At 51.4% G+C, this 25,745-nt stretch carries 27 protein-coding genes and 1 riboswitch; of the genes, 25 read left to right on the forward strand and 2 right to left on the reverse strand.

Going from position 1 to position 25,745, the window contains the following annotated elements:
* The first annotated feature begins 159 nt into the window (after positions 1-159).
* From pfkA to AC2JF8_RS01905, 15 genes are all read left to right on the forward strand, one after another.
* Positions 160-1,119, forward strand: a complete 960-nt coding sequence (gene pfkA, locus AC2JF8_RS01835) for a 6-phosphofructokinase (protein WP_500728750.1) — start codon at positions 160-162, stop codon at positions 1,117-1,119.
* Positions 1,120-1,149: 30 nt separating this feature from the next.
* Positions 1,150-2,919 (forward strand): pyruvate kinase, encoded by a 1,770-nt coding sequence (pyk, locus tag AC2JF8_RS01840; RefSeq protein WP_500728751.1) that lies wholly within the window; start codon positions 1,150-1,152, stop codon positions 2,917-2,919.
* A 174-nt stretch (positions 2,920-3,093) separates the two neighbouring features.
* Complete coding sequence (locus AC2JF8_RS01845) at positions 3,094-3,981, forward strand: CvfB family protein (protein WP_500760581.1); 888 nt, start codon at positions 3,094-3,096, stop codon at positions 3,979-3,981.
* Positions 3,974-4,873, forward strand: a complete 900-nt coding sequence (xerD, locus tag AC2JF8_RS01850; RefSeq protein WP_500728753.1) for a site-specific tyrosine recombinase XerD — start codon at positions 3,974-3,976, stop codon at positions 4,871-4,873. The genes AC2JF8_RS01845 and xerD overlap by 8 nt, the downstream gene beginning before the upstream one ends.
* An 8-nt stretch (positions 4,874-4,881) precedes the next feature.
* Entirely contained in the window at positions 4,882-5,241 is a 360-nt protein-coding gene (locus AC2JF8_RS01855) for a reductase (protein ID WP_500728754.1), read from the forward strand.
* Positions 5,235-5,975, forward strand: coding sequence for a segregation and condensation protein A (locus AC2JF8_RS01860; protein ID WP_500760851.1), 741 nt, complete (start codon positions 5,235-5,237; stop codon positions 5,973-5,975). The genes AC2JF8_RS01855 and AC2JF8_RS01860 overlap by 7 nt, the downstream gene beginning before the upstream one ends.
* A complete protein-coding gene (scpB, locus tag AC2JF8_RS01865; RefSeq protein WP_500760583.1) occupies positions 5,965-6,609 on the forward strand; it encodes an SMC-Scp complex subunit ScpB in 645 nt (214 codons plus the stop codon). Before AC2JF8_RS01860 ends, scpB begins: the two co-directional genes overlap by 11 nt.
* Complete coding sequence (locus tag AC2JF8_RS01870; RefSeq protein WP_500728756.1) at positions 6,575-7,294, forward strand: pseudouridine synthase; 720 nt, start codon at positions 6,575-6,577, stop codon at positions 7,292-7,294. Before scpB ends, AC2JF8_RS01870 begins: the two co-directional genes overlap by 35 nt.
* Before the next feature lie 30 nt (positions 7,295-7,324).
* Positions 7,325-7,439, forward strand: a riboswitch (FMN riboswitch).
* 85 nt (positions 7,440-7,524) lie between these two features.
* Positions 7,525-8,223, forward strand: a complete 699-nt coding sequence (locus AC2JF8_RS01875; RefSeq protein WP_500728757.1) for an ECF transporter S component — start codon at positions 7,525-7,527, stop codon at positions 8,221-8,223.
* A gap of 108 nt (positions 8,224-8,331) precedes the next feature.
* On the forward strand, positions 8,332-8,832 hold the full coding sequence (locus AC2JF8_RS01880) for a LysM peptidoglycan-binding domain-containing protein (protein WP_500760586.1): 501 nt from the start codon (positions 8,332-8,334) through the stop codon (positions 8,830-8,832).
* A gap of 41 nt (positions 8,833-8,873) precedes the next feature.
* On the forward strand, positions 8,874-9,560 hold the full coding sequence (gene cmk, locus AC2JF8_RS01885) for a (d)CMP kinase (RefSeq protein WP_500728759.1): 687 nt from the start codon (positions 8,874-8,876) through the stop codon (positions 9,558-9,560).
* 60 nt (positions 9,561-9,620) lie between these two features.
* Entirely contained in the window at positions 9,621-10,826 is a 1,206-nt protein-coding gene (gene rpsA, locus AC2JF8_RS01890; protein WP_500728760.1) for a 30S ribosomal protein S1, read from the forward strand.
* A gap of 60 nt (positions 10,827-10,886) precedes the next feature.
* A complete protein-coding gene (der, locus tag AC2JF8_RS01895) occupies positions 10,887-12,194 on the forward strand; it encodes a ribosome biogenesis GTPase Der (protein WP_500760589.1) in 1,308 nt (435 codons plus the stop codon).
* Positions 12,195-12,376: 182 nt separating this feature from the next.
* On the forward strand, positions 12,377-12,652 hold the full coding sequence (gene hbs / locus AC2JF8_RS01900; RefSeq protein ID WP_500728762.1) for a non-specific DNA-binding protein Hbs: 276 nt from the start codon (positions 12,377-12,379) through the stop codon (positions 12,650-12,652).
* Positions 12,653-12,772: 120 nt separating this feature from the next.
* Complete coding sequence (locus AC2JF8_RS01905) at positions 12,773-14,029, forward strand: tetratricopeptide repeat protein (protein ID WP_500760591.1); 1,257 nt, start codon at positions 12,773-12,775, stop codon at positions 14,027-14,029.
* 36 nt (positions 14,030-14,065) lie between these two features.
* Here AC2JF8_RS01905 and AC2JF8_RS01910 read toward each other — a convergent pair whose 3' ends face one another.
* Complete coding sequence (locus AC2JF8_RS01910) at positions 14,066-14,953, reverse strand: YitT family protein (protein WP_500760594.1); 888 nt, start codon at positions 14,951-14,953, stop codon at positions 14,066-14,068.
* Between the two features lie 100 nt (positions 14,954-15,053).
* Between AC2JF8_RS01910 and AC2JF8_RS01915 the strand changes: the two genes are divergently transcribed.
* On the forward strand, positions 15,054-16,262 hold the full coding sequence (locus AC2JF8_RS01915) for a CCA tRNA nucleotidyltransferase (RefSeq protein ID WP_500760597.1): 1,209 nt from the start codon (positions 15,054-15,056) through the stop codon (positions 16,260-16,262).
* Position 16,263: 1 nt separating this feature from the next.
* On the opposite strand, the gene trhA is transcribed toward AC2JF8_RS01915, so the two are convergent.
* Positions 16,264-16,929 (reverse strand): PAQR family membrane homeostasis protein TrhA, encoded by a 666-nt coding sequence (trhA, locus tag AC2JF8_RS01920; RefSeq protein ID WP_500728766.1) that lies wholly within the window; start codon positions 16,927-16,929, stop codon positions 16,264-16,266.
* 121 nt (positions 16,930-17,050) lie between these two features.
* Here trhA and AC2JF8_RS01925 point away from each other — a divergent pair, with 121 nt between their 5' ends.
* The 9 genes from AC2JF8_RS01925 to hslV all read left to right on the forward strand — a co-directional run bounded on the left by AC2JF8_RS01925 (position 17,051) and on the right by hslV (position 25,730).
* Entirely contained in the window at positions 17,051-17,911 is an 861-nt protein-coding gene (locus AC2JF8_RS01925) for a DegV family protein (protein WP_500728767.1), read from the forward strand.
* A 4-nt stretch (positions 17,912-17,915) separates the two neighbouring features.
* On the forward strand, positions 17,916-18,146 hold the full coding sequence (locus AC2JF8_RS01930) for a YozE family protein (RefSeq protein ID WP_500728768.1): 231 nt from the start codon (positions 17,916-17,918) through the stop codon (positions 18,144-18,146).
* 52 nt (positions 18,147-18,198) lie between these two features.
* Positions 18,199-19,038, forward strand: coding sequence for a ribosome biogenesis GTPase YlqF (gene ylqF / locus AC2JF8_RS01935; RefSeq protein ID WP_500728769.1), 840 nt, complete (start codon positions 18,199-18,201; stop codon positions 19,036-19,038).
* Positions 19,035-19,796 carry a ribonuclease HII gene (gene rnhB / locus AC2JF8_RS01940; RefSeq protein WP_500728770.1) on the forward strand — a complete coding sequence of 254 codons (762 nt, stop codon included), beginning with the start codon at positions 19,035-19,037 and terminating at the stop codon, positions 19,794-19,796. Before ylqF ends, rnhB begins: the two co-directional genes overlap by 4 nt.
* Positions 19,797-19,842: 46 nt before the next feature.
* A complete protein-coding gene (gene dprA, locus AC2JF8_RS01945) occupies positions 19,843-20,694 on the forward strand; it encodes a DNA-processing protein DprA (RefSeq protein WP_500760600.1) in 852 nt (283 codons plus the stop codon).
* Positions 20,695-20,765: 71 nt separating this feature from the next.
* On the forward strand, positions 20,766-22,871 hold the full coding sequence (topA, locus tag AC2JF8_RS01950) for a type I DNA topoisomerase (protein ID WP_500760603.1): 2,106 nt from the start codon (positions 20,766-20,768) through the stop codon (positions 22,869-22,871).
* Positions 22,872-22,963: 92 nt separating this feature from the next.
* A complete protein-coding gene (gene trmFO, locus AC2JF8_RS01955) occupies positions 22,964-24,280 on the forward strand; it encodes a methylenetetrahydrofolate--tRNA-(uracil(54)-C(5))-methyltransferase (FADH(2)-oxidizing) TrmFO (protein ID WP_500728773.1) in 1,317 nt (438 codons plus the stop codon).
* Complete coding sequence (gene xerA / locus AC2JF8_RS01960) at positions 24,280-25,206, forward strand: site-specific tyrosine recombinase/integron integrase (RefSeq protein WP_500728774.1); 927 nt, start codon at positions 24,280-24,282, stop codon at positions 25,204-25,206. Before trmFO ends, xerA begins: the two co-directional genes overlap by 1 nt.
* Positions 25,206-25,730 (forward strand): ATP-dependent protease subunit HslV, encoded by a 525-nt coding sequence (gene hslV / locus AC2JF8_RS01965; RefSeq protein WP_500728775.1) that lies wholly within the window; start codon positions 25,206-25,208, stop codon positions 25,728-25,730. The genes xerA and hslV overlap by 1 nt, the downstream gene beginning before the upstream one ends.
* Positions 25,731-25,745: the final 15 nt, after the last annotated feature.

Genomic DNA, 25,745 nt, shown 5'->3' on the forward strand with positions numbered 1-25,745 from the left:
GTGGACGTGAGTTTGCGTAAGGTTTGTTCTGGTAGCGCTAACATTAAAAAGACTGCTAAATAAAGAAAATATATTGTTTTTGTGAGATTTTTTTCGGAAAGAATGTTAAAATTTAGGGGATGTGAGAAATTACACAATAAAATCTTGATGAGGTGAATTATGAAACGAATTGGTATTTTAACGAGTGGTGGCGACGCCCCCGGCATGAATGCAGCCGTTAGGGCGGTCACTAAAACTGCTATTCACAACGGTCTCGGCGTTGTCGGCATCCGTTACGGCTATGCGGGCTTGGTTGCTGGCGATTTTGTTCCGTTGACTGCTGAAAGCGTTGACCACTTGATTAACCTGGGCGGCACATTTCTCTACAGCGCGCGTTACCCGGAGTTTGCGCAGGACGAGATCCAAGAAAAGGGCGTCGAGCAGCTGAAGAAGCACGGAATCGACACGGTTATCGTCATTGGCGGCGATGGTTCATATCACGGCGCACTTGCTCTAACCCGGCGGGGCATTAACTCGATCGGCCTTCCTGGAACCATTGACAATGATATTCCGTGCACCGATTATACGATTGGCCTGGACACGGCGTGCAACACGGCGATGCAGGCAATCGACCGCATTCGCGATACCGCTAGTAGCCACCACCGTGTGTTCGTTGTCAACGTGATGGGCCGCAACTGCGGCGATATTGCAATGCGGGTTGGTCTTGCCAGCGGCGCGGATGCAATTGTCGTTCCGGAGCGGGAGTACAATGTTAAAGAAATTGCCAAGACACTGAAGCGCGGCTTCCAAGACGGTAAGGACCATGGTATCATCGTATTGGCTGAGGGCGTGATGAACGCGGCCGACTTTAGGAGCGAACTGCTCAAGTATGGTGACTTTGACGTTCGGGCCAACGTTATCGGACACATGCAGCGCGGCGGCGCACCTACGGTCATGGACCGGATGAACGCCACCAAAATGGGCAATTATGCGGTTAAGCTGCTTCTTGACGGCAAGGGCGGCCTGGCCGTCGGAATGAAGAACGGCCAGCTTGAAACCCATGATATCCTTGACCTGTTTGAAGAAAAGCACAATAGTGAAGAAGTGCTGATTGATATAAATGAAGAAATGACTAAGTAGTTAGTCAATTTTGAGGAGATTTTTTAAATAATGAAGAAAACTAAAATTATTAGTACATTAGGGCCAGCTTCTAACGATATTGAGACAATTACTGCTTTGGCAAAGGCTGGCGCAAATGTCTTTCGTTTTAACTTTTCACACGGCGACCACGCGGAACACTTGTCAAGAATGAAAATGGTGCGTCAGGTTGAAAAGGAAACGGGGCTGGTTCTCGGCATCGACCTCGATACCAAGGGTGCTGAGATTAGAACCACCGACCAAGAGGGCGGCAAGTTCACCATCAACACGGGTGATGAGATTCGGGTTTCAATGGATGACTCGCAGGCGGGCAACAAGGACAGGATCCACGTCACTTACCCAGGCCTGTACGATGACACCCACATTGGCGGCCACGTTTTAATCGATGACGGTTTAGTTGATTTATTAATTAAGAAAAAGGACGAGCAAAACCGGGAATTGGTCTGTGAAGCCCAAAATACCGGCGTAATCGGTTCTAAGAAGGGTGTCAACGCGCCGGGCGTGGAAATTCGCCTTCCGGGTATTACCGCAAAGGATACGGAAGACATCAAGTTTGGCCTTGCGCATGGCATTAACTTTATTACCGCTTCCTTTGCGCGCAAGGCGCAGGACATCTTAGACATCCGCAAGCTTTGTGAGGATGCCGATTGTGACTACGTCAAGATCTACCCTAAGATCGAGTCTCAAGAGGGAATTGACAACGCCGACGAAATCCTGCAGGTTTCGGACGGATTGATGGTTGCCCGCGGCGACATGGGCGTTGAAATCCCGTTCATCGACGTTCCGTTCGTTCAAAAAGACCTGATCAAGAAGGCCAATGCACTCGGCAAGCCGGTTATTACCGCAACGCAGATGCTGGACTCGATGCAGGAAAACCCACGTCCAACCCGTGCTGAGGTTTCCGACGTTGCCAACGCGGTCCTGGACGGCACGGACGCAACCATGCTGTCCGGCGAGTCTGCTAACGGACTTTACCCGGTTAAGGCGGTTAAGGCAATGGCCGAGATCGACGAGCGGACCGAACAGGACCTGCTCAAGCGCAATACATTGGCACTGCAGCGGTTTGAAGAGTACAAGGGTTCTAACGTTACCGAGGCAATCGGTGAATCCGTTGTCCGGACCGCTCAGGAGCTAGGCGTCAAGACCATTATCACGGCCACGAACTCCGGCTACACGGCGCGGATGATCTCGAAGTACCGGCCAAACGCCGACATCCTGGCTCTGACCTTTGACGAAAAGATTCAGCACTCGCTTGGTATTACCTGGGGCGTTCAACCGTTATTGACCGAAAAACCAGCCTCAACCGACGACATGTTTGAACTGGCAGCCAAGGTTGCCAAGGAACAGGGCTACGTCAAGGACGGTGACCTGGTGATCATCGTGGCCGGCGTTCCTGTGGGTGACTCGGGCACAACCAACCTGATGAAGCTGCAGATCATCGGCAGCAAGCTTGCCCAGGGCCTCGGCGTTGGCAACGGCTCCGTAGTCGGCAAGACCGTTGTCGTAAATAGTGCTGAAGAGGCCAACAGCAAGGCCAAGGAGGGCGACATTATCGTTGCCCAGACCACGGACCCTGACTACATGCCTGCAATTAAGAAGGCCTCCGGCCTGGTTGTAGAGGCCTCCGGGTTGACCTCGCACGCAGCCGTTGTTGGTCTGTCGCTCGGCATTCCGGTTGTTGTCGGGGTGACCGGCGCAACCACAAAGATTGTCGGCGGCACGACGATTACGGTTGATGCGCGGCGCGGTGCAATTTACCAGGGCGAGATTGCCAACCTTTAATTAACGTGATTTAACAATAGCCAGTACATGCTGGCTATTTGTTTGCCCGTAAATTGGCTGCGTGCCCGGCCGGAATAGCGCAGTCGGGGGAAATTTAAATTGACTTATGTTAACTTAACCGGGTAAAATGTTATACTTATTAAAAGAATTAAACTAATTTAGGAGAATAGCATAATGCTGGGCATAATTTCGACGGGTAAAATAATTGATCAAAATGAAAATTCATATTATGTTCAGGTGGATGGCGTTACTTATGAGTTGAAACGCAAAGAAATAACGCAGGAAGAAAAGCCTGAACTGGGCGATGAAATCCGGGGCTTTTTATACGATGACAAGCAGCACAGACGTGAAATGACTCAATTCTTGCCGTTTGCCCAGGCCGACCAGTACGGCTGGAGCAAGGTTACCGACGTTAAACCGGACCTCGGCGTTTTTCTCGATGTCGGTCTGCCCGACAAGGACGTGGTCTTGTCAGTTGACGACCTGCCCTTCAACAAGGCACTTTGGCCGCGTGAGGATGACCAGCTGCTGGTTCACCTGGAAACCGACCAGAAGGACCGGATATGGGCCAAGATGGCCGATGAAAACATCTTTGAGCAGCTGGCGGCGCATTTTCCGAGTGACATGAAGAACAAGGACGTGTTCGGCACGGTCTATTCAAGCCGTGAGGTTGGTGCGTTCGTAATCACGAGCGACTACTACTTGAGCTTTGTGCACGCTACGCAAATGATTCGCCCCCTGCGCTTGGGCGAACAGTTCAATGGCCGCGTAATAGGCGTAAGCCAGTATGGGCGCCTGAACCTGAGCTGCTTGCCGCGTGCCTTTGAGGAAATTGACGACGACGCCCAGATGATTTTGATGAGTCTGCGGCGCAAGCGCACCAAGTCCCTGCCGTTTTACGATAAGTCCGATGCCGCGGAAATCAAGAATTACTTCGGCATCTCGAAATCGGCCTTTAAGCGGGCGCTGGGCCACCTGCTCAAGGCTAAGTACATCGCCGAGGACAAAGAAGAGGGCACAATTACCCTGATTAATGATCCCGAAGCCGCCGAAAATGAGTAATTTGCGCCGGGACGTTGAAGATTATTTGCGTTATAGTCAAATTGAGCGCGGCCTGAGCAACAATACGATTGCGGCTTACCGCCAGGACTTGACCACCTTTTTGGCGTTTTTAAAAGAGGAAGGCATCAATTCATGGCCGACCAAGGCGGTCGACATTGACGCCTTCTTGGCGCAGCTGCGTGACGAGGGCAAGGCCAGCAGTTCGATTAGCCGCATGATTTCGAGTCTGCGCAAGCTCTACCAGTGGCTGGTTCGGCAGGATATCCAGAAGCTGAACCCGATGCTGGAAATTGATTCGCCGAAAAAAGACCACCGGCTGCCCGTTACCCTAAGTGTTGATGAGGTGACAAAGCTGCTGGAGCAGCCCGACGTCACGCAGCAACTCGGTCTGCGCGACCGTTCACTGCTTGAAACGCTGTATGCGACGGGCATCAGGGTGAGTGAACTGATCGGCCTCAAGTTTACCGACCTCCATGAGGAACTGAAATTACTGAAGGTTTTGGGCAAGGGCGCAAAGGAACGCCTGATCCCAATCAGCGACGTGGCCATTTCCTGGATCAAAAAGTACCAGGAGGAGGTGCGCGAACCCCTTCTTCTCCGGGTGGGTAAGGACAACGACTTCATCTTTCTCAACAGCCGCGGTGGCGCCTTGAGCCGGCAGGCGGTCTGGCAGATCATTAAGCATTACTGCCTGCTTGCTGGCATTCAGAAGAACGTCACCCCGCACACCCTGCGGCATACCTTTGCCACCCACCTCCTTGAGAATGGGGCCGATCTGCGGGTGGTGCAGGAGATATTGGGGCACTCAGACATCAGCACCACGCAGATTTACACCAACCTGTCACAGAAACATATTTTGGATGTGTATGCCAATACGCATCCGCGCATATAGGTAATAGAATGTTAATCGAATGTAAAAATGATAAAGAAAAGGTGGCCATGGGCTTATTGTCCTACCTGCCCGACTTTAAGAGTCTGGATAATCTTCAAGATGAGATCAGGCTGAACAAAAACAGTGCGGAATTCAAGCTCTACCTCTACCGCGTTAAGGCCCCCAACTTTATTGGCCTGGTCGGGACGCAGACAAGCAGCCACTTCATTGTTATTCGCTACCTCTCACTCGCACCGGACTACAGGTCGACCAAGTATGAGGCGCAGATTGTCCGGGAGATGGCGGCCGTCAATCCGCAAAAAAGGCTGACGGCGGTGCCCGAATACATCTATTTAATGAAATATGCAGTTAAAAACAAGAAATCATGACGAGCAATTTAACTTTAGAATTACCAAATTTCGAAGGCCCGCTTGACCTGCTGCTGCACCTGATCAAGTCGCAAAAAATCGATATCTACGATATTCCCATCGCGCAGATCACCAGCCAGTACTTGGCGTATCTGCACGAAATGCAGCGGTTGAATCTAACCATTGCCGGGGAATACTTCGTCATGTCGTCAATGCTTTTGCGGATCAAGTCCCAATCGCTTTTGCCCCAAAACGATTTTGCCAATGCAGATGAAGCTGAGGAAGACCCCCGTGACGAATTGGTCCAGCAGCTTATTCAGTATTCTGTCTTTAAGAAGATTGCGGCTTACTTGAAACAGCGCGGCGATGAGGTGCCGATTACCGCGGCCAAGGAGGAAAGCGCACCCCAAACCAAGGAAATCCAGCCGCTTCCGCCTGGTCAGGCAACGTCCGCCGAATTGGCCCGCGCTTTTGTCCTGGTTCTGCACCGGCAAAAGATAAGGAATCCCGAGGTTATGGCGGTTGAGGCTAGTGAAACGCCAATCGCCGCGATGACTGATTACCTGCACAAGAAGCTCGCTCACAGCAAGAAGGTTAGCTTCTTTGCCTGCAGCGCGCAGATGAAGAACATGTCCGACGTGATTGGCCTGTTTCTGGCACTCCTTGAACTCTGCAAAAAGCGTGAGGTCAGGGTCGTGCAGGCGCGGATTTTTGGTGACCTAGAACTGGAGGGAATTGATAATAATGGCGAGTAAATTAGCGCAATTGGGGGCCTTGCTGTACCTTGCCGGCGATAGCGGCATTAGCAAGACAGACCTATGCGCAGTGCTTGAGATCGAAGCGCCGGCCCTGCGGGAACTGGCCCAGAGACTGACGGAAAAACTGGCTCAAGACCAGGACGCGGGCTTGCAGGTGCTGCACCTTAACCATAAGTACAAACTGACGACAAGACCGGAAGTGGGGGAGGTCGTAGCCAGTTACTTTCAAAAGGACGTGTCAAAGACCCTCAGTCAGTCGGCCCTGGAAATTCTGGCGATTATTGCATACCGGCAGCCGATCACGCGGGTTGAAGTTGATGCAATCAGGGGCGTCAACTCGTCTGGCGCACTGCAGACACTGATCTGGCGCGGCCTAATCAAGGTTAACGGCAAGAAGGAGGCACCCGGTCACCCCAATTTATACGTGACCAGCGACTATTTTCTGCAATACTTTGGTTACGAAAGCCTGAGCGACCTGCCCCTGATTGAAGACTTTGAAGACGGTGACATTAACGAAGCCGGTGAAATAAACTTGTTTGCGGCCAAGGGCCGTGCAGACAAGGGGTTAGCGCAGGCGCATGAAGGAGAGAACAATAATGGTTTTACAACGTTTACAAAAGGTAATTGCTGAGGCGGGGGTCGCATCGCGACGCAGTGCAGAAAAAATGATTACACAGGGACGCGTGACGGTCGATGGCAGAGTTGTCACCAAGCTGGGCACCAAGGTTGAAACCTTTAGCAACATCACGGTCGACGGTGAACCCATTGAGCGTGAGAGCCACCACACGTACCTGTTTTACAAGCCGCGCGGCGTGGTCTCAACGGCCAGCGATAATAAGGGGCGCAAGACGGTGGTAGACTACTTTTTAGACGTGCCGTACCGTTTATACCCGGTGGGGCGTCTGGACTATGACACGTCAGGACTGCTGCTCATGACCAACGACGGCGAGTTGGCCAACCAGCTGATGCACCCGCGCAACAATGTGGCTAAGGTCTATGTGGCCAAGATTGAAGGTCAGCTTCTGCCGGAAGAGATTGCCCGGCTGACGCACGGCGTGGAAATCGATCACCGCAAAACGGCCCCGGCAAGGGTGAAGGTTGTCCGGACTGATCGCAAGAAGAAAATCCAGATTGTGCAGCTCACGATTCATGAGGGCCACTATCACCAGGTGAAGAAGATGTTCAAGGCGGTTAACCACCCGGTACAAAAACTAGCCCGGGAAAAATATGCTTTCTTGACGCTGGATTCGCTTGTTTCGGGCAAGTACCGCGAATTGACACACGCCGAGGTTGACAGATTAAAGCACGTGGACTAGTATATAAATTGTTAATTGAATATTTAAGTTTGTTGTCTTCATGGCAGGGTGCAAGTCCCGACCGGTGGTGCAAGTCCACGACCCACGCAAGTGGTGGAATCTTTTGAGATACCGATAGTTACAGTCTAGATGAAAGAAGACAGGCTAAACTAAAATAAGTTTATTAAGCTTACTTTTAATCGGTCTGTTGCTAGAAGCAACAGACCGATTATTTTTTGGAGGTAAGTATTGTGAAGAGGAAAAATGCTAGTAATTTGGCTAACATTATTGCTTATGCACTGATCGGAACGATTGCGTTTATCTTAATGGAGATAGCCTTTCCACTTCCGGTAGCGAGTTTTTTAAAGTTTGACTTTTCGGACGTAATCATCACTATTGGGACATTTTTATTCGGCCCACTCCCGGGTATTTTTATTGCCCTGATTAGAATGCTGATCGACCTGATCTACAAGGGTTTTGCCCTGCCGAGCGTCGTTGGTCAGCTGGCAGCCTTGCTTGCATCGATATCCTTTGCGCTACCATTCTACTATGCCACAAAGAACGTCACCGCAAATACGGAGAATACGCCCAAGAGCAGTGCGGCTAAGCGCTACTTGAAGCCGCTTTTGGGAATTGTTCTCGGCATCATCGCCATGACGATTGTGCTGGCAACATTGAACGCCCTGGTTTTAACCCCGTTTTACGCCGTCACAACGGTGCCTAACTTGCCAGCCATCCACGGCTACGCGGGCCTGCTCGGCTTTACCGAAAAGGTCTACCTGGGGCAGTTGCTCCACATCCCGTCCATGAGCGCCTACATCTTTGGCATCATCGTGCCGTTCAACCTGCTTAAGGGCGCAATCAATGGCACAGTGGTCTACCTCTTGTTTGAAACGGTGCTGCGCAATTTAAAGCCGTTTGTCCGCAAGTACTTCAAACTGAAAAATTGATTTTTTAGCACATAAAGAATAATCGACCGTCACTTGGTCGATTTTTTTGTCCAATTTAAGGCTTAAATATGCTAGAATTAAACAAGTTAGTTGAGGGAGGTTTTTTAGATGAGGCAGAAACAGAAGGGGCCATATCAGCATTACCAGCGCCCAACGGTCCCGCGGACGGTGACGTACAGGTCTACGAGGCGAAAATGGTTTGTTCTCGAGGTTGCAATTGTGCTTGTACTGGTGGCCCTGGTACCGGTCGGGTATTACTTGGCTTCTAATCTAATAACTGACAAGCAGGTGGTTAACGTGCAGAAGAAGGTTAAGAAACACGCCCCTGCAAAAAGCGCTTCGTCTGCAAGGGGCCAGACTAAAACGAAGGCCAAAGCCAAAGCCCCAAGCAAGCCTAAGACCAAGATTAAGACTGCGGCCCAGCCCCAAAAGGGGCCTCAGTCCAAGGCCAAAAAGACGGCCGGCGCTAAAAAATATACGGTTAAGGTGGGAGAATCCCTAACCGGAATTGCACAAGACCACCATATGACGGTGAGCAAGCTTGCGCAGCTTAACGATCTTGATGTCAACAGCCGGGTCGAAATCGGTCAGGTTCTTAAATTAAAATAACTAGAGAAAGGGTAGGGACGTGGTGTCCCTTTTTTATTGGAATGCAGGTAGCAATTGATGGGCCAGCTTCAGCTGGCAAAAGTACGGTCGCAAAAATTATTGCACAAAAGTTATCGTTTATCTACGTCGACACGGGGGCAATGTACCGTGCCTGCACGGTTATTGCACGTGCTAACGGGCTGGATTACGGTGATGAAGCGGGGATTTTGGCGGCAATTGACCGCACGGGCATTGAGCTCAAGGTTGTCGACGGCGAGCAGAAAGTTTACGTTGGCGACCGGGACGTCTCCCGGGAAATTCGCACCCCCGAAATATCGGATAATGTTTCGGAAGTTTCCGCCCTCAGCGGCATCCGGCAAAAAATGGTGGCCCTGCAGCGGCAGATGGCTGGCAAAATGAACGTTGTGATGGACGGTCGGGACATCGGCACCACCGTTCTGCCGCACGCCCAGGTCAAAATCTTCCTGGTGGCTTCCGCGCATTCGCGCGCCGTGCGCCGGATGCTTGACTTTAAGGAACGCGGAATCAAGACGGATAAAACGGTTGCCGAAATCGAGGAAGACATTGCAAGCCGGGATTATAAAGATTCTCACCGGGCAGTTTCGCCGTTAAAAAAGGCAGCCGATGCCATCGAAATTGACACGACTTCTATGACAATTGATGAGGTAGTCGCACAAATTATGGCCCAAATCGCAAAAAGTCAAAAAAAACTGCAAAAAAGGGGCTAAAAGAGTAGAAAAAAATCTAACTTTCATTTAAAATTAGGTTATGATATTGGGAGGTAAATAATGTCAGAAAACAGTAATCAATTTTTAGATGCACTAAAGCAAATGCAAGGAGTTGAGGTCGGCGATATTGTAGATGTTGAAGTCCTGGACGTTGAAGAAGGTCAAATCGATGTTGGCGTAACCAATGCCGGTATCGAAGGCGTGATTCCACGTCGTGAATTCACGACAGACCGCAACCTTGATTTACGCGAGGCAGTTAAGCCCGAAGACAAGTTCAAGGCTCTGGTTTTGAGAAAGGCCGGCGGCGACAAGGAGAACGGTGAATTCTTCTTCTCAGTTACCCGCTTGAAGGAAAGAGAAGCTTACGACGAACTGCAAAAGGACTTTGAAGCGGGCAACACCATCGAAGGTACTGTAACTTCATCAGTACGGGGCGGTTTGCTTGTTGATGTTGGTACGAGGGGCTTCTTGCCAGCATCACTCATTTCCAACCGCTACGTTTCAGATCTTAAGCCGTTCATTGGCAAGACAATGAAGCTCAAGATCACCGAGATCGATCCTAGCAAGAACCGTCTGATTCTTTCCCACAAGGACCTGATCGAGGAAGAACGTGAAGAGGCCTTTGATAAAGTTTCATCACAACTGGTTGTTGGTGATGTAGTTGAAGGAAAAGTTTCGCGCTTGACTAACTTTGGTGCGTTTGTTGATGTCGGTGGTGTAGACGGTTTGGTTCACATCTCTGAGATTTCGTACAAGCACGTTGATAAGCCTAGCGACGTTTTAAAGACTGGTCAAGATGTTAAAGTCAAGGTAATTGGTATTGACGATGACAGACATCGCATCTCCCTTTCAATTAAACAGACTGAACCTTCTCCATTTGAACAAGCAACGACAGACTTGCACGAAGGCGACATTTTTGAAGGCGAAGTTAAGTCTTTGACCAATTTTGGTGCTTTTGTCGAAGTTGCTGATGGTATTCAAGGTTTAGTCCACGTTTCAGAAATATCATACAAACACGTAGATAAGCCTAGTGACGTTTTAGAGATTGGCCAAACAGTTAAAGTTAAGGTCTTGAACATTGATCCTAGCGAACGCAGAATTTCTCTTTCAATGAAAGCAGTAGATTCTAAGGGTTCAAGCAATGAAGGCTCTCATTCACACGGTTCATACAACAGAAATTCGGTTAATAAGAAATATATGAACAATGATGACAGTGGTTTTGCTTTAGGTGACATTATTGGTGACCAATTAAAAGATCGTCGTTAATTGTAATAAAAGAGCCGACTTGTTTAAGTCGGCTCTTTTTATTTTAAGGAGGCTGAAAATATGGTTTTACCCGTAGTGGCAATCGTAGGACAACCAAATGTTGGTAAATCGACGCTTTTCAACCGGATTATCAATGAACGCCTGGCAATCGTCGAGGACAAGCCCGGCGTCACCCGTGACCGCAATTACGCTCAGGCGGAGTGGCTGGGGCACAAGTTCGAACTGATTGACACGGGCGGCATCACCTGGGAAGATGGTCGGATTGAGGACGAAATCCGGGCCCAGGCGGAGATTGCGATCGATGAGGCCGACGTAATCGTCGTCTTGACGAGCGTTACCAACCACCTGACGGACCTAGACGAGCGGATTGCGCAGATGCTTTACCGGACCAAGAAGCCCGTAATCATAGCGGTCAACAAGGCGGACAACCCCGAGCAGCGGCAAGACATCTATGATTTTTACAGCATGGGCTTTGGCGACCCCATCCCCATCTCCAGTGTTCACGGAACGGGCATCGGCGACCTGCTTGACCGTATTGTCGCAGAGCTGCCCAAGGACCTGGATATAAAAGACGAGGAGCAGATCTCCTTTAGCGTTATCGGGCGGCCGAACGTCGGCAAGTCATCGATCGTCAACAGCCTGGTCGGGACCGACCGCGTGATTGTCAACAACGAGGAGGGCACGACGCGGGATGCCGTTGATACGCCCTTTAGCGGTGAAGACGGCACCAAGTATCGGATAGTCGATACGGCCGGCATTCGGCGGCGGGGCAAGGTTTATGAAAAGACCGAGAAGTATTCCGTGATGCGCGCCCAGAGTGCCATCGAGCACTCCGACGTGGTCTGCATGGTTCTGGATGCAAGTACCGGCATTAGGGAACAGGACAAGCACGTTGCCGGCTACGCCCACGAAGCCGGCCGCGGCATCGTTATCGTGGTCAATAAGTGGGACCTGACCAAAAAAACATCCAGCAGCAAAGACTTTGAACAAACTATCCGTGATGAGTTTCAGTACCTAGACTATGCACCGATCTTGTTTGTTTCCGCCAAGACGGGGCAGGGGATTGCGGATCTGCCCGAAGCGGTCAAGCGGGTCTACCATAACCAGACCCAGCGCATTAAGTCGAGCGTTTTGAACGACCTTCTGCTTGAGGCAAGCAAGCTCGTGCCCACGCCGATGATTAAGGGCAAGCGGCTCCGGGTCTACTACATGACCCAGGTTGCGGTTAAGCCCCCGGCATTCGTTGTTTTTGTCAACGATCCGGAACTGATGCATTTTTCGTATCAGCGTTTTTTGATCAACCAGTTGCGCGCTAATTTCGACTTTCGGGGAACCCCAATCAAGATTATTGCCCGCAAGAGAAAATAATTTTATCCTGGTCCTGGCATAAAACGATGATTTTTGCAGAAAGTGCTTGTTGTACCGCGTGATTTGTGCTATTTTGAAAACAAGGAAGCGATGATTCGTCATGGTCATTTATTCCTCGTTCCTCTTTTGGGGAATAGGCTCTGAACCGCAACATGAGGTTCATTTTGGGAGGTGAATTACAGATGGCAAATAAGGCTGAATTAATTACTGAGGTTGCATCAAAAACCGAATTGACAAAAAAAGATGCAGCTATTGCTGTTGATGCAATTTTTAGTTCAATTCAAGAGGAACTTGCTAAAGGCGAAAAAGTTCAACTAATTGGATTTGGTACTTTTGAAGTGCGTCAGCGTGCAGCCAGGAAGGGTCGCAACCCGCAGACTGGCAAGGAAATCAAAATTCCTGCAAGCGTAGTCCCTGCGTTTAGACCGGGCAAGGCACTCAAGGAAGCTGTTAAGTAATTTTAATAGTTTGCTAAAAAAGATGGCGGCATCGCGCTGCCATCTTTTTTGTGATATCATTTTCAGGTTGGGCTGCTGTTATAAGCAGGACCATACGATCTAGCCAACGGAGGAATAAACATGAGTTATTCAAAACAACTGCTTGATGCGATTGAACAGCAGGACTTTTCCCAGGAAAAAATCCTGCTGAAAAAGGCGCTGGACAACGACCAGCCAGAAATTTTGGCATCACTGGCCGAAAGCCTAACGGGACTTGGCTTTACCGACCTTGCAAAGGAGGTCTACCGGAGCCTGATTGCCCGTTTCCCGCACGAGGACCTGTTCAAGATCTACCTGGCTGAAATCCTCCTCAACGACGGCGAGGAGGACGACGGCCTGGCGCTTCTCTATGCTATTCCCGTGACGTCCGCGGACTACCTGGACAGCCTTTTGGTGCAGGCCGACTACTACCAGACTAACGGCCTGCTTGAGACCGCTTACAACAAGCTGCTTGAGGCGACCAAAATCGCCCCCCAAGAGGATGCCGTTAAGTTTGGCCTGGCCGAACTGGACTACCTTACGGGGAACTATGACCGGGCGCTATCCCGCTACGAGGACCTGCTCAAGCGCCAAAAGAACTTTGGCGAAGTTAATTTGAATGACCGGCTCTTTCAGACGCTGGCCAAATTGGGCCGCTACGAGGAAGCCAGCCGGGTAATTGCGCAAAACGGCAGCGATATCCTTGATATCGATACGAAGTACCAGGCGGCGCTCGTCTTAATCGCCGTGGGTAAAGACGATCAGGCGATCAGGTACCTAAACGAGGTGCTCGATCAGAGTCCCGACTACGCTAACGCATACCGGCTCCTGGCTGCTGCCTACGAGCACAAGAATAATGACGACCAGGTCCTGCGGTCAGCCCAGGCGGGCATTGCTTACAACGAGCTGGACCCGGTCCTGTACGAGAAGGGGGCACGGGCCGCCCTGAAGCTCAATGATGCCAAGACCGCCGAAGAGCTGCTGAAAAGGGGCCTCAAGTGCTTGCCGGAAAACATGGCGCTGCGCATGCAGCTGTCCAACCTGTACGTGCATGAAAACAGGAATACAGACAACCTGAACTTGATCAAGGGCATCGCCAGTGAGGACCTTGAACCCCAATTCCACTGGAATGCGGCACTTTCTCACCAGGCACTTGAACAAAATGACCAGGCCAAGAGCGAGTTTCTGCTTGCATACCCGTCGTTTAGGAATGATGCGGCCTTTTTGAAGCAGATGATCCGCTTTTTCACTGCCGAGGCTGATTCAACGGCCATCGTGAAGCAGCTCCTGGAGGAATACTTAGAATTAGAACCCGAGGATACGGAAATGCAGGACATGTACAATGACCTGCAATTATGATCAATAAAAAAGGGGCCGCACTGCTGCGGCTCCTTTTTACTTGCGGATGAAGAAATGGTTGTGCTTCTGCTTGTAGGTAAAGCCCTCGCCCAGGACCTCATGGACCTCAATTACGCTCACAAACGCCTGGGGATCCTCGGCGGCAATCAGCTCTTTAACGGCCGGGACCTCGCGGGGCGACACGACCAGATAAATTACCGGGCGGTCGGCCTGGCTGTAACCCCCACTGGATTTGAGGTAGGTGAAGCCCCGTTCTAGTTTGAGGTCGATCATCTGGGCAATTTTTTCGTAGCGCTCGGAGATGATCAGCAGGCCCCGGGCAGAAGAGGCCCCCTGCTGAACGGCATCCATGACGCGTGAGAGGATGAAGGACGCAACAAGCGTGTACATAATGTGCGTGATGTCCAGGTAGGACAGAGAAGCAAGGAGGACAAGCGTATCGAAGAACAAAAGCGCCTTGCCGGAGGAGACCCCGTAGCGCATCTGGAGGATGCGTGCGATAATGTCGGTGCCGCCGGAGGTGCCGTTATAGCGGAAGACAAGGCCCAATCCTATGCCTGAAAGCGTGCCGGCAAGGGCCGCCGACAAGAAGAGGTCGTCTTTCAAGTTCAATTGGTCTATAATAGGGACTGAACGCCAGAACCAGAGGAAAAAGGACAGCCACAGGGTGCCCCAGATGGTGTAGGCCAAGAGCCGCTTGCCCAAGAAGCGGTAGCCCAATATAATCAGGGGAATGTTTAGTAAAAGGGAAGACAGCCCCAGGTTGATGCCCCAAAAGTGCCTGATGAGCAGCGTGATGCCGCTTATGCCGCCGTCGGTTAGGCGGTTGGGCACTGAGATCATGTCGAGGCTGAAGCCGTAGATGGCGCATCCAAGCACAATCATGGCCAGTTCAAGAACGTTTCGCTTACTAATTTTTGGCATAATATCATCCTCTCGAGAAATAGAACTTGAGTAAAGCTTGCTATTTTAACCCTAACATAAATTTGAAAAGATAAACACTAACAAAAGAGCTGATTAACTAATGATGAAGATAACCAATTTACCCGCAATTTTTGGGGAAGCCCTGCCCGTGCTAGAAAAGCTTGAGCGGGCTGGCTTTGAGGCCTACTTCGTGGGGGGCTCAATCCGTGACTTGCTGCTGAAGCGCCACATTCACGACATTGATATTGCAACCAGCGCTTACCCCCAAGAGGTCAAGAAGATATTTGCCAAAACAATCGATACGGGGATCAAGCACGGCACGGTGACCGTTCTGTACAACCGGTCAAGTTATGAAATCACAACCTTCAGAACCGAGTCGGGCTACCAGGACTTCCGCAGGCCCGATCACGTGACCTTTGTGCGCAACTTGAGCGAAGACCTCAAGCGGCGCGACTTTACCGTCAACGCGCTGGCAATGGATACCCAGGGCAATATTATCGACCTGTTCAACGGTCTCGGCGACCTGCACCGCCACCTTATCAAGGCGGTCGGTGACCCCAAGGAGCGTTTTCACGAAGACGCGCTGCGGATGATGCGCGCCGTCCGCTTCATGAGCCAATTGAAGTTCAGGCTCGAGGAGCAGACGGAACGCGCCGTTAGTGACCTGCACCACTTGCTGCCCAAAATCTCGGTCGAGCGGATTCGCGATGAATTCGTTAAGATGGGGATTGGTCCAAACTCGCGGGCGGCCTTCCAGGTTTTCTTGAAAACCAGGTTGAGTGAAGGGGCTCCCGATTTTGGCGGCAAGGGTGACCTGCTGGCAGTCTACCCCCGTTTGCGGTTCAGCCCGACGGTGGAAACCAGCTTGTGGGCCGTCATTATCATCCTCTTAAAAGTGCCAACGGCGGAAATTGGCCAGTTTATGCGCGACTGGAAAAACTCCAACGCGATGACTTCCCAAGTAGAGAAAATCGTTGCGTTTTTTGACTTAGTTTCCGCAGTCTCACCTTCAAATTACGAGCTGTTTGAAGCGGGCAAAGAGACCCTGCTCAATACGATTGACGTTGCTCATATTCTGGGTCAGCCGGTTGACGCCAAGGCCCTCGTGGACCGCTACATGGCACTGCCGATCAAATCGGCTGACGAGTTAGCGGTCGACGGGCGGTTTTTGATTCAGGCGGGGATTAAGCCCGGCCCCGGCCTGGGCCAATTGCTTGCGATCATTAAGGAACGGGTGCTGGCGGGTCAGCTGGAAAATACTGAGGACGCGATTGGTAAATTTTTGGCGGATGAAGGGGCATTAGGCTAGCCTATACGTAGAAGAGAATTGAGAAATACATCAGGGCAGAACCCAAAATGACAAAGAGGTGCCAGACAACGTGGATGTAAGGGATTCGCTTCATGGTGTAAAAGAACGCACCAACGGTGTACGCAACGCCACCGCCTGCGAGCAGCCAGAGGCCAGTGGGAGCGAGCTTGACGGCTAACTCCCGGCCGACGAGGACGACGAGCCAGCCCATCCCGATGTAGAGGATGGTATCCAAGATCACGTGCTTGCCGCGGTTGAAGATGTAGTAGAGAATGCCAAAAATTGCCAGCAGCCAGACTAAAATCAGCAGCATCCAGCCGGACGTGCCCCCAATCGTAACCAGGGAATAGGGGGTATAGGAGCCGGCAATCAGGAGAAAGATCGAGGAGTGGTCGAATATTTGGAAGACGTTCCGTGCCCGGGTGAAGATCAGACTATGAAAAAGGGTGGAAAACAGGTATAGTAGCAGTAGGCAGACACCATAGATGGTGAAGGTAGTAAGTCTTAGCACGCTGTGGGTAGAGATGGCCTTGTTAATTAATAGGACAAAGCCGATAACCGCAAAGCAAAATCCAATACCATGAACAATGGCACTGAGAGTGTTGTCTAGAACATAATAATTTTTGGGTCTTTTTGGGGGTTCTTGCAAAATATCCTTTAATTTCATTATGAAACTACTCATTCGCTTTCTTTTTTTACTAGTTTTTTTGCTATAATAATTTATAATTGATACAGCTCACATTCTATCATAAAATGTAAGCAGCAATTCAGAATTGAGGGCGAATACGTTGGCAAATATCAAAATTTTAACCGATTCTTCGGCACAGTTAACGCCGGAAGAAATAGAAAAATATCACATCACCGTTGTGCCGTTGTCAATTACGATTGATGGTCAGACGTACGTCGATGGCGTCGACATTACCAGGCAGGAATTTGTTCAAAAAATGAGTGAATCCGTTGAACTACCTAAGACCAGCCAGCCGCCTATTGGCCGTTTTGTTGAAACAATCAATGAATTGACGGCCGATGGCAGCGAAGTCGTCGGTATTTTTCTTGCTAAAGCGCTGAGTGGCACGGTCGATGCCGCGCGGCAGGCAGCAGCTATCTCTGCCAAGTCAGGTATGGTCCATATTATTGATTCGGAACTAACCGACCGCGCTGAGGGCTTTCAGGTCTTAGCTGCGGCGCGTGATGCAGAGGCCGGGTGCACGGTTGAAGAGATCACCGCCCATATTGACCGCATCAAGAAGTCGCAGTGTCTGCGCATGATGATTGTCAACTTGGAAAACATCATCAAGGGGGGCAGGCTAGGCGCTATTTCCGGCAAGATTGCCAGCCTGCTCAATATACGGATTGAGCTTCAGATGCCCAACGGGCAGTTGAAGGTGGCCAAGAAGGGCCGCGGCAAAAAGTTTTCGCTTGCTTTCGACAGCAATGTTTTAGAAGATATTGAAGCCAACAAGGATAAGATTAAAGAAGTGGGTATTTCGTACGTTGCACTGGACGGCGTGCCGCAAAAGCTAGTTGAGTTTGCGGATAAAATCAAGGCAATCAATTCTGAAATTGACGTCCTCGTGCGCGAAACCAGCCCGATTATTGCTACGCATGCCGGCATGGGCGCGTATGCAATACTATATTATACGGAGTAAGCAAGTGAAGTACCGCGAAAGTTTTTACCGCTATTTAATGACGCAGCGTAATGCCGATTCGAATAGCGAGGTCGCACAATTTGCAAATAACGCACAGAACGATCAGTCTTTTCCCAAGCAAGAAGAAGATTACGAAAAATTATCGAATTATCTGGAGTTAAATGCGGGTTACCTGTCTAGCATGAGCATCTTTGACGCTGCATACCAGATGTACCAGGAAAAGATGTCATATTAAGGTAGTGTTCTCATTATTTTGAGAATTTTTTAGTGTACAAGAAGGCAAAACAATGGTGAATATCCAGTGGTATCCGGGCCACATGAACAAGGCCCGCAACCAGCTTGAAGACAAGATGGGTCTGATTGATGTGCTCGTAGAAGTTTTGGATGCACGCATCCCGCAGTCGTCACGCAATCCGATGATTGAGGAGCTAGTTGCTGATAAGCCCCACTTGATTATATTGAACAAGGCGGATCTGGCTGACCCCGTGTTGACCAAAAGGTGGCAGAAGCACTTGGCCGGCAAGGGCAAGTTTGTGATGGCCCTAGATTCGCTGCACGCAAACGATATGCAAATTTTGGTTCACATGATTAAGAAGGCGGCAGCGGAGAAGATTAGCGCGTTGGAATCCAAGGGCGCGTCTAATCCGGTAATCAGAATCGCCCTGGCCGGGGTTCCAAACTGTGGCAAGTCGACCATCATTAACCGGTTAGTGGGACGCAATGTGGCGGCAGTCGGCAACAAGCCGGGCGTGACCAAGGGGCAAAGCTGGCTGAGAACGCAGTCCAACATTCAAATTTTAGACACGCCGGGCATTTTGTGGCCTAAATTTGAGGATCAGGATGTGGGCTATAAGTTGGCGGCATTCGGATCAATCAAGGACAGCATCTTTAGCGGCGATGATGTTGCCCTCTATGTGCTGGCGCGGCTGCGCAAGTATTACCTTGCGGACCTGGTCAAGTTCAGCCGTTCACCGCGCGACGAGGTGGAACGGGTCAATGATACGGACCTGCTTTTGGCGTTGACCGCGGAATACGGCATGCGGGACGATTATGACCGCTTTTCCCTTTATTTTTTGCAGCGGCTGCGCAAGGGCAAGGTGGGCAGAATCACCTTGGACCGCGTATGACGATTGCAGAGATTAGGCAGCTGCTAGCCAGCAACCGGGTCAGTCCAAATGAGCTGGCCGAATTGGCCCAGGATGATAGGGCCGGGGTTCAGAACCTTCTGGCTAGCTATCAAAGGCGTCAGGTCAAGCTGGACCAAAAAAAGGCTGCGTTTGCCCAACGCTTTGCCTATGAACAAGATTTTTGGCGGCGGGGGCAAATCGTTGCTGGGGTTGACGAAGTGGGCAGGGGCCCGCTTGCCGGTCCAGTGGTGACTGCAGCTGTCATTATTGACCAGGACTTCGACCTAGTCGATGTCAATGACTCCAAAAAATTGAGTGCACGTAGACGGCTGCAGCTGTACCCGCAAATCCTGCAGGAGGCAGTCAGCGTTGCCGTCGGCGTCAAGAGCGCCGAGGTGATCGACCGGATTAATATTTACGAAGCAGACCGCCTGGCAATGAAGCAGGCGGTGAATAACCTGGACCAGAGGCCCGATGCCCTGCTGGTTGACGCGATGAACGTTCCCGTCGACTTGCCCCAGGTGCGTTTGATTAAGGGGGATGCGAAGTCGAACTCGATTGCGGCCGCCTCAATCGTTGCGAAGGTTTTCCGGGACAAGCTCATGGAAGACTACGGCCGGCTGTATCCCGAATACCGCTTCGATAAGAACGCGGGTTACGGCACTAAGGCGCACTTGGCCGCGCTTAAGCAATTGGGGCCAACGCCGATTCACCGCAGGACCTTTGCGCCCGTGAATACATTCTTCACTAACAAATAAAAATGTTCCTCTCTTTTTACGTACATGTAAGTAGGAGGATTTTTTTATGAACGTGACAGACTTTCTTTTGCGGCTGAAATTACAAAAAGGCACCGGGTATGTTAAGATGTTACAAATTGCCGGGCAGCTGGACGCCGGCGGTATCGACAGGCAGGACATTGAGAACATGGATCTTCCCGGCAGTTTGACAAGAGTTGCGCGGGCGGCTTACGATGACCCCGACGCAGAAAAAGTGATTGCGCGGATCAGGCGCCAGTGCCGGGTGGTGGACTTTTTTGACGAGGCCTACCCGGAAAAACTGCGCCAGATCTACCGGCCGCCCCTCGTTTTGTTTGTCCGGGGCAACACTGCTTTGCTAAAGGAAAAAACCGTGACGATAGTCGGCGCACGGCTGGCCACGTCATACAGTCAAATGGTCCTGGATAAATTGGTGCCCAACCTGATCAAAAACGATTGGGTGATTGCCAGCGGCCTGGCCAAGGGCGTCGACGTGATAGCACACAAGGCCGCGCTGAAAAACAGGGGCGAGACGATTGCGGTCGTCGGCAACGGACTGAATTATTTTTATCCGGTCGAAAATTACCACGTGCAGGAACAGATTGCGCGCCGCGGGCTCATAGTGAGCGAATACCTGCCGGATACGCCGCCGCGGCCCTTTCGTTTTCCGGAACGCAACCGCATTCTAGCGGGACTGGCCCGCAGTGTGATCGTGACCGAGGCCAAAGAAAAGTCCGGTTCGCTGATCACCGCCAACCTGGCATTGCAGGAAAACCGCAATGTTTACGCGGTTCCGGGACCAATTACCAGTGCCTTGTCTGCCGGCACTAATAAGTTGATCGAAGCCGGCGCCAACCCGATCACCGATTTTGAGATGCAGCTTGAAAGATTTGACAATTAGCTGGTAAATATTCTATTCTCAGTCTAGTATTTAAAAATAAGAACAAATAAATTTAATTGAGGAGGCTTTTGATGCCTACGAAGTCAAAGCCAAAAAAACGCAAGAAAACATTAGTAATAGTCGAGTCGCCGGCGAAGGCGAAGACGATTGAAAAGTACCTTGGACGCAACTACCACGTCATTGCATCCAAGGGCCACATTCGTGATTTGCCGAAATCGCAGATGGGAATTGATTTCGACAATAATTACAAGCCTAAGTATATTTCGATTCGGGGCAAGGGCGACACCATCAAGGAACTGAAGAAGGAGGCCAAGAAGGCCAAGGACGTCTACCTGGCGTCTGACCCCGACCGTGAGGGCGAGGCGATTGCCTGGCACGTTGCCCACGCTTTGAATCTGGATGACACGGCCAAAAACCGGGTTACCTTCAACGAGGTCACCAAGGATGCCGTTAAAAACAGCTTTAAGCATCCGCGTGCGATTGACATGGACACGGTTAACGCGCAGCAGGCCCGCCGCATTCTCGACCGGATTGTCGGCTATTCCTTGTCGCCAATTTTGTGGGATAAAGTTAAAAAGGGGCTGAGTGCGGGCCGGGTCCAGTCCGTTGCACTTAAGCTCGTGATTGACCGTGAAAAAGAAATTACGAATTTCAAGCCCCAGGAATACTGGTCCATTGACGCCGAGTTTAAGCATAAAACCAAGCTGTTCAAGGCCCAGTTTTGGGGCCTCAACGGCAAAAAACAGGATTTGCCCAACAACGAGGCGGTTCAAGCGGTTTTAGCCAAAATCGCCAAAAAAGAGGATTTTGAGATAGCTAGCGTCAACAAGCGGGAGCGGCGCAGGCAGGCGGCTGCGCCCTTTACGACGTCGACGCTGCAGCAGGAAGCAAACAAGCGGCTGAATTACCGGACGAGACGAACGATGAGCATTGCCCAGCAGCTGTATGAGGGCATCAGCTTAGGCAAGCAGGGGACAGTGGGACTCATCACCTACATGAGAACCGACTCCAAGCGGACCTCTCCCCTTGCCCAGGCTGAAGCCTCCAAGTTTATCAATGAAGAATACGGCAAGGAATACGCGGCCAAGGGTGCAAGACACTTCAAAAACCAGGGTGATGCCCAAGATGCCCACGAGGCAATCCGGCCGACTAGCGTCTACCGGACGCCGGAAATGCTCAAGGACGCTTTGACCACTGAGCAGTACCGGCTGTACAAGCTGATTTGGTCACGCTTTGTGGCCAGTGAAATGACCCCGGCCGTCTACGATACGGTGCGCGCGGATGTTGTTCAAAATGGCGTCATTTTCCGGACAACCGGTTCTAAAATGAAATTTGCCGGCTTTACCAAGGTCTATGACAATCAGCAGGAAAAGACCGTTGAATTGCCCGACCTAAACGACGGCGACCAGGTCAAGATGACCAAGTCAGACAACAAGCAGCACTTTACGCAGCCCCCGGCACGCTATACGGAAGCAAGCCTGGTCCATAGCCTGGAAGAAAATGGGGTTGGGCGGCCGTCCACCTACGCGCCCACAATCGATACCATTCAGCGCCGGTATTACGTCAAGCTCGAAGGCAAGGCAATTGTGCCCACCGAGCTGGGGACAATTGTCGATGACCTGATCGAAAAGTTTTTCCCGGACATCGTGAACGTTGACTTTACCGCCCAGTTGGAAAGTGACCTCGACCGCGTGGAAGAGGGCAAGAAAAATTGGGTAAAGGTGATTGACGAATACTACCACCCCTTCAAAAAGGAACTAGACAAGGCCGATGCGGACATTAAAAAAGTCCAGATCAAAGATGAACCGGCCGGATTTAACTGTGATATTTGTGGCGCGCCAATGGTCATTAAGATGGGGCGCTACGGCAAGTTCTACGCGTGTTCGCGCTTTCCGGACTGCCGCAACACCAAGGCCATTGTCAAAAAAGTTGGGGTCACTTGTCCCAAGTGCGGCAAGGGCGATGTGGTTGAAAAGAAATCGAAGCGCAACCGGAAGTTTTACGGCTGCTCACGCTACCCGGAATGCGACTTTGTTTCCTGGGATAAGCCGATCGGCCGCTCCTGTCCCAATGATGAGCATTTTCTCGTTGAGAAGCGCTATAAAAAGGGGCTCGTCATCCAATGTCCAAATGGTGACTATAAGGAAGAGCCTAAGGAAACAGAGCCTATAAAATAAAGTTAAATTTGTGTAAATATCATCAAATCGATGCGGATTTGATGATATTCTTTGATATAAGCAATTATTTTTTTAGTAAAGGAATACCGGATATGCCAAAAAGTGTAACTGTAGTGGGGGGCGGCCTGGCCGGCAGCGAGGCCGCGTGGCAATTGGCCAAGCGCGGCGTGCCCGTTGACCTATATGAAATGCGGCCGCAGAAGATGACCCCGGCCCACCAAACGGGCAATTTAGCCGAATTGGTCTGCACGAATTCGATGCGGTCCAATCAGTTAGCAAACGCGGTGGGCCTGTTGAAAGAGGAGATGCGCCAGCTTGATTCCATCATCTTGGCGGCTGCGGATCAGACGCAAGTACCGGCCGGAGGGGCTTTGGCAGTGGACCGTGACAACTTTAGCGCGTACGTCACCCAGAAATTGCGTTCCCTGCCCAATGTGACTTTTCACGGGGAAGAAATCCAGCAATTGCCCCAAGAGGGCATTGCGATTGTCGCTACTGGTCCCTTAACCAGTGCGGCCCTGGCGGACCAGATTCAGCAATTTGCGGGTGCGCACAGCCTCCACTTTTTCGATGCGGCTGCGCCAATCATCGCTGCGGACTCAATTGACCAGGATATTATCTACAAAAAATCCCGCTATGATCGCGGCGATGCAGCCTACCTCAACTGCCCCATGAATCAAGAGGAGTATGAGCGCTTTGCTAACGAACTGGTGCACGCTGAAACGGCCGAGCTGCATGACTTTGAAAGTGCAGACGTCTTCGAAGGCTGCATGCCCATTGAGGTGATGGCCGCCCGCGGTGCCCAGACCATGCTGTTTGGACCGCTTAAGCCCGTGGGACTGGAGAATCCGCGTACTGGTAAAACGCCCTACGCCGTGGTGCAATTGCGCCAGGACAATGCGGCGGCTTCCATGTACAACATTGTTGGCTTCCAGACGCACCTCAAGTATGGTGAGCAAAAGCGGGTGTTTTCACTGATTCCCGGGTTGGCACACGCGCGCTTTATCCGTTACGGCAAGATGCACCGCAATACGTACATGGCATCGCCAGAAGTGTTAAACAACTGCTATGAGGCCAAGAAACAACCGGGGCTCTTTTTTGCCGGACAGGTAACGGGCGTAGAGGGCTACGTTGAAAGCGCCGGGAGCGGGATAGTAGCCGGCATTAATGCGGCTAGGGAATTTGCGGGCAAAGCACCTGTTGCCTTCCCCAAGATTACGGCGCTGGGGTCAATGGCCAATTATGTCACAACGACCAGCGTCAAGCACTTTCAGCCCATGAATGCCAGCTTTGCGTTGATTCCAGGACTCGAGGGCAAAAAGGTTCGCAACAAGCGCGAGCGCCACGTAAAAATCAGCGAGCGCAGCTTGGTGGAGCTTGCCCGCTTCAAAGAAGAAGAGTTAGACTAATGACAGCCGGTGAAAATGATGCGCTGCAGCTCTTCGTTTCGTACTTGCAAAACGAGCGCCGCTATAGCACGAATACAATCAGGGCCTACCAAACCGACCTGCTCGAGGCAAGGACGTTTTGGCAAGACAATGGCGACTTTAGGGGCTGGGTGAACGTGACCCGCCGCGACGTTGAGGTCTTTTTACAAGACCTTGCGCAAAGGCAGCTAACGCGAACTACGCAGGCACGCAAGATGTCGAGCTTGCGGTCTTTTTACCGCTTTTTAACCAGACGCAAGATCGTGCTTGTTGATCCAACGCAGACGATTACGCTGCGGACTAGGGAACACAGACTGCCGCAATTTTTCTACCCGACGGAGGTCAAGCAGGTCATCGCATCCCTGCAAGGCAGCAATCCGCTAACAATGCGCAACCTGGCAATGCTGGCCCTGTTTTATACGACCGGCATGCGGGTGAGCGAAGTGAGCGGGCTGCAGATCAGCCAGGTTGATCTGACTCTCAAGGTGATTCTGGTGCACGGCAAGGGCGGCAAGGACCGCTATGTGGCCTTCGATGCGCTGACGTCTACGGCGCTCAACAACTACCTTGACGGGGCGCGGGGGCAGCTTTTGGCTGACCGCGAGGATCCGGGAACGGTATTTTTGAATAGCCGCGGGGAGCCGTTGACGCCCCGGGGGATCGAATACATCACGCAGCGCGTGTTTACCAAGGCTGGTATCAACGGCAAGGTCCACCCGCACGAACTGCGGCACTCATTTGCGACCGCAATGCTCAACAACGGGGCCGACCTGCGCAGTGTCCAGGAGCTATTAGGACACAGCAACCTGTCGACGACACAGATCTACACGCACGTGACCATGAGTCACTTGCAGCAAAATTATGATCAGTTTTTTGCACGTAATGATAAGAAAGACGAGGCAACGTAATGACAACAATATGTTCAGTAAAGTTTAACGGCAAGACCGCAATCGCGGGGGACGGCCAGGTTACCCTGGGCGAAAAGGTAATCGCCAAGGCAAGTGCCAAGAAGATCCGCCGGATTTATCACGATCAGGTGGTTATCGGTTTTGCGGGTGGCGTGGCCGATGCCGTAAGCCTGCAGGAAATGCTTGAGGGCAAGCTCGAGGCCTTTAGCGGCGACCTGCGCCGTGCGGCCGTGGAGATGGCCCAGGCGTGGCGCAAGGACGCAACGCTGCAAAAATTAAACGCGATGCTGATTGCCTTTAACGAGCGGGACCTGCTGCTTATTTCCGGCAACGGCGAGGTGCTTGAACCCGATGAAAACGTTGTTGCAATCGGTTCGGGCGGCAACTTTGCCCAGGCGGCAGCAATCGCAATGACACGGCATTCCACGGGAATGGCGGCCGGGGAGATTGCCCGCGAGGCGGTTGAAATCGCATCGGGTATCGACGTCTTCACCGACAACCAAATAAACGTTGATGAACTTTAAAAGCAGGTGAAATTA

This window comes from Lactobacillus sp. CA30L (assembly GCF_059900845.1).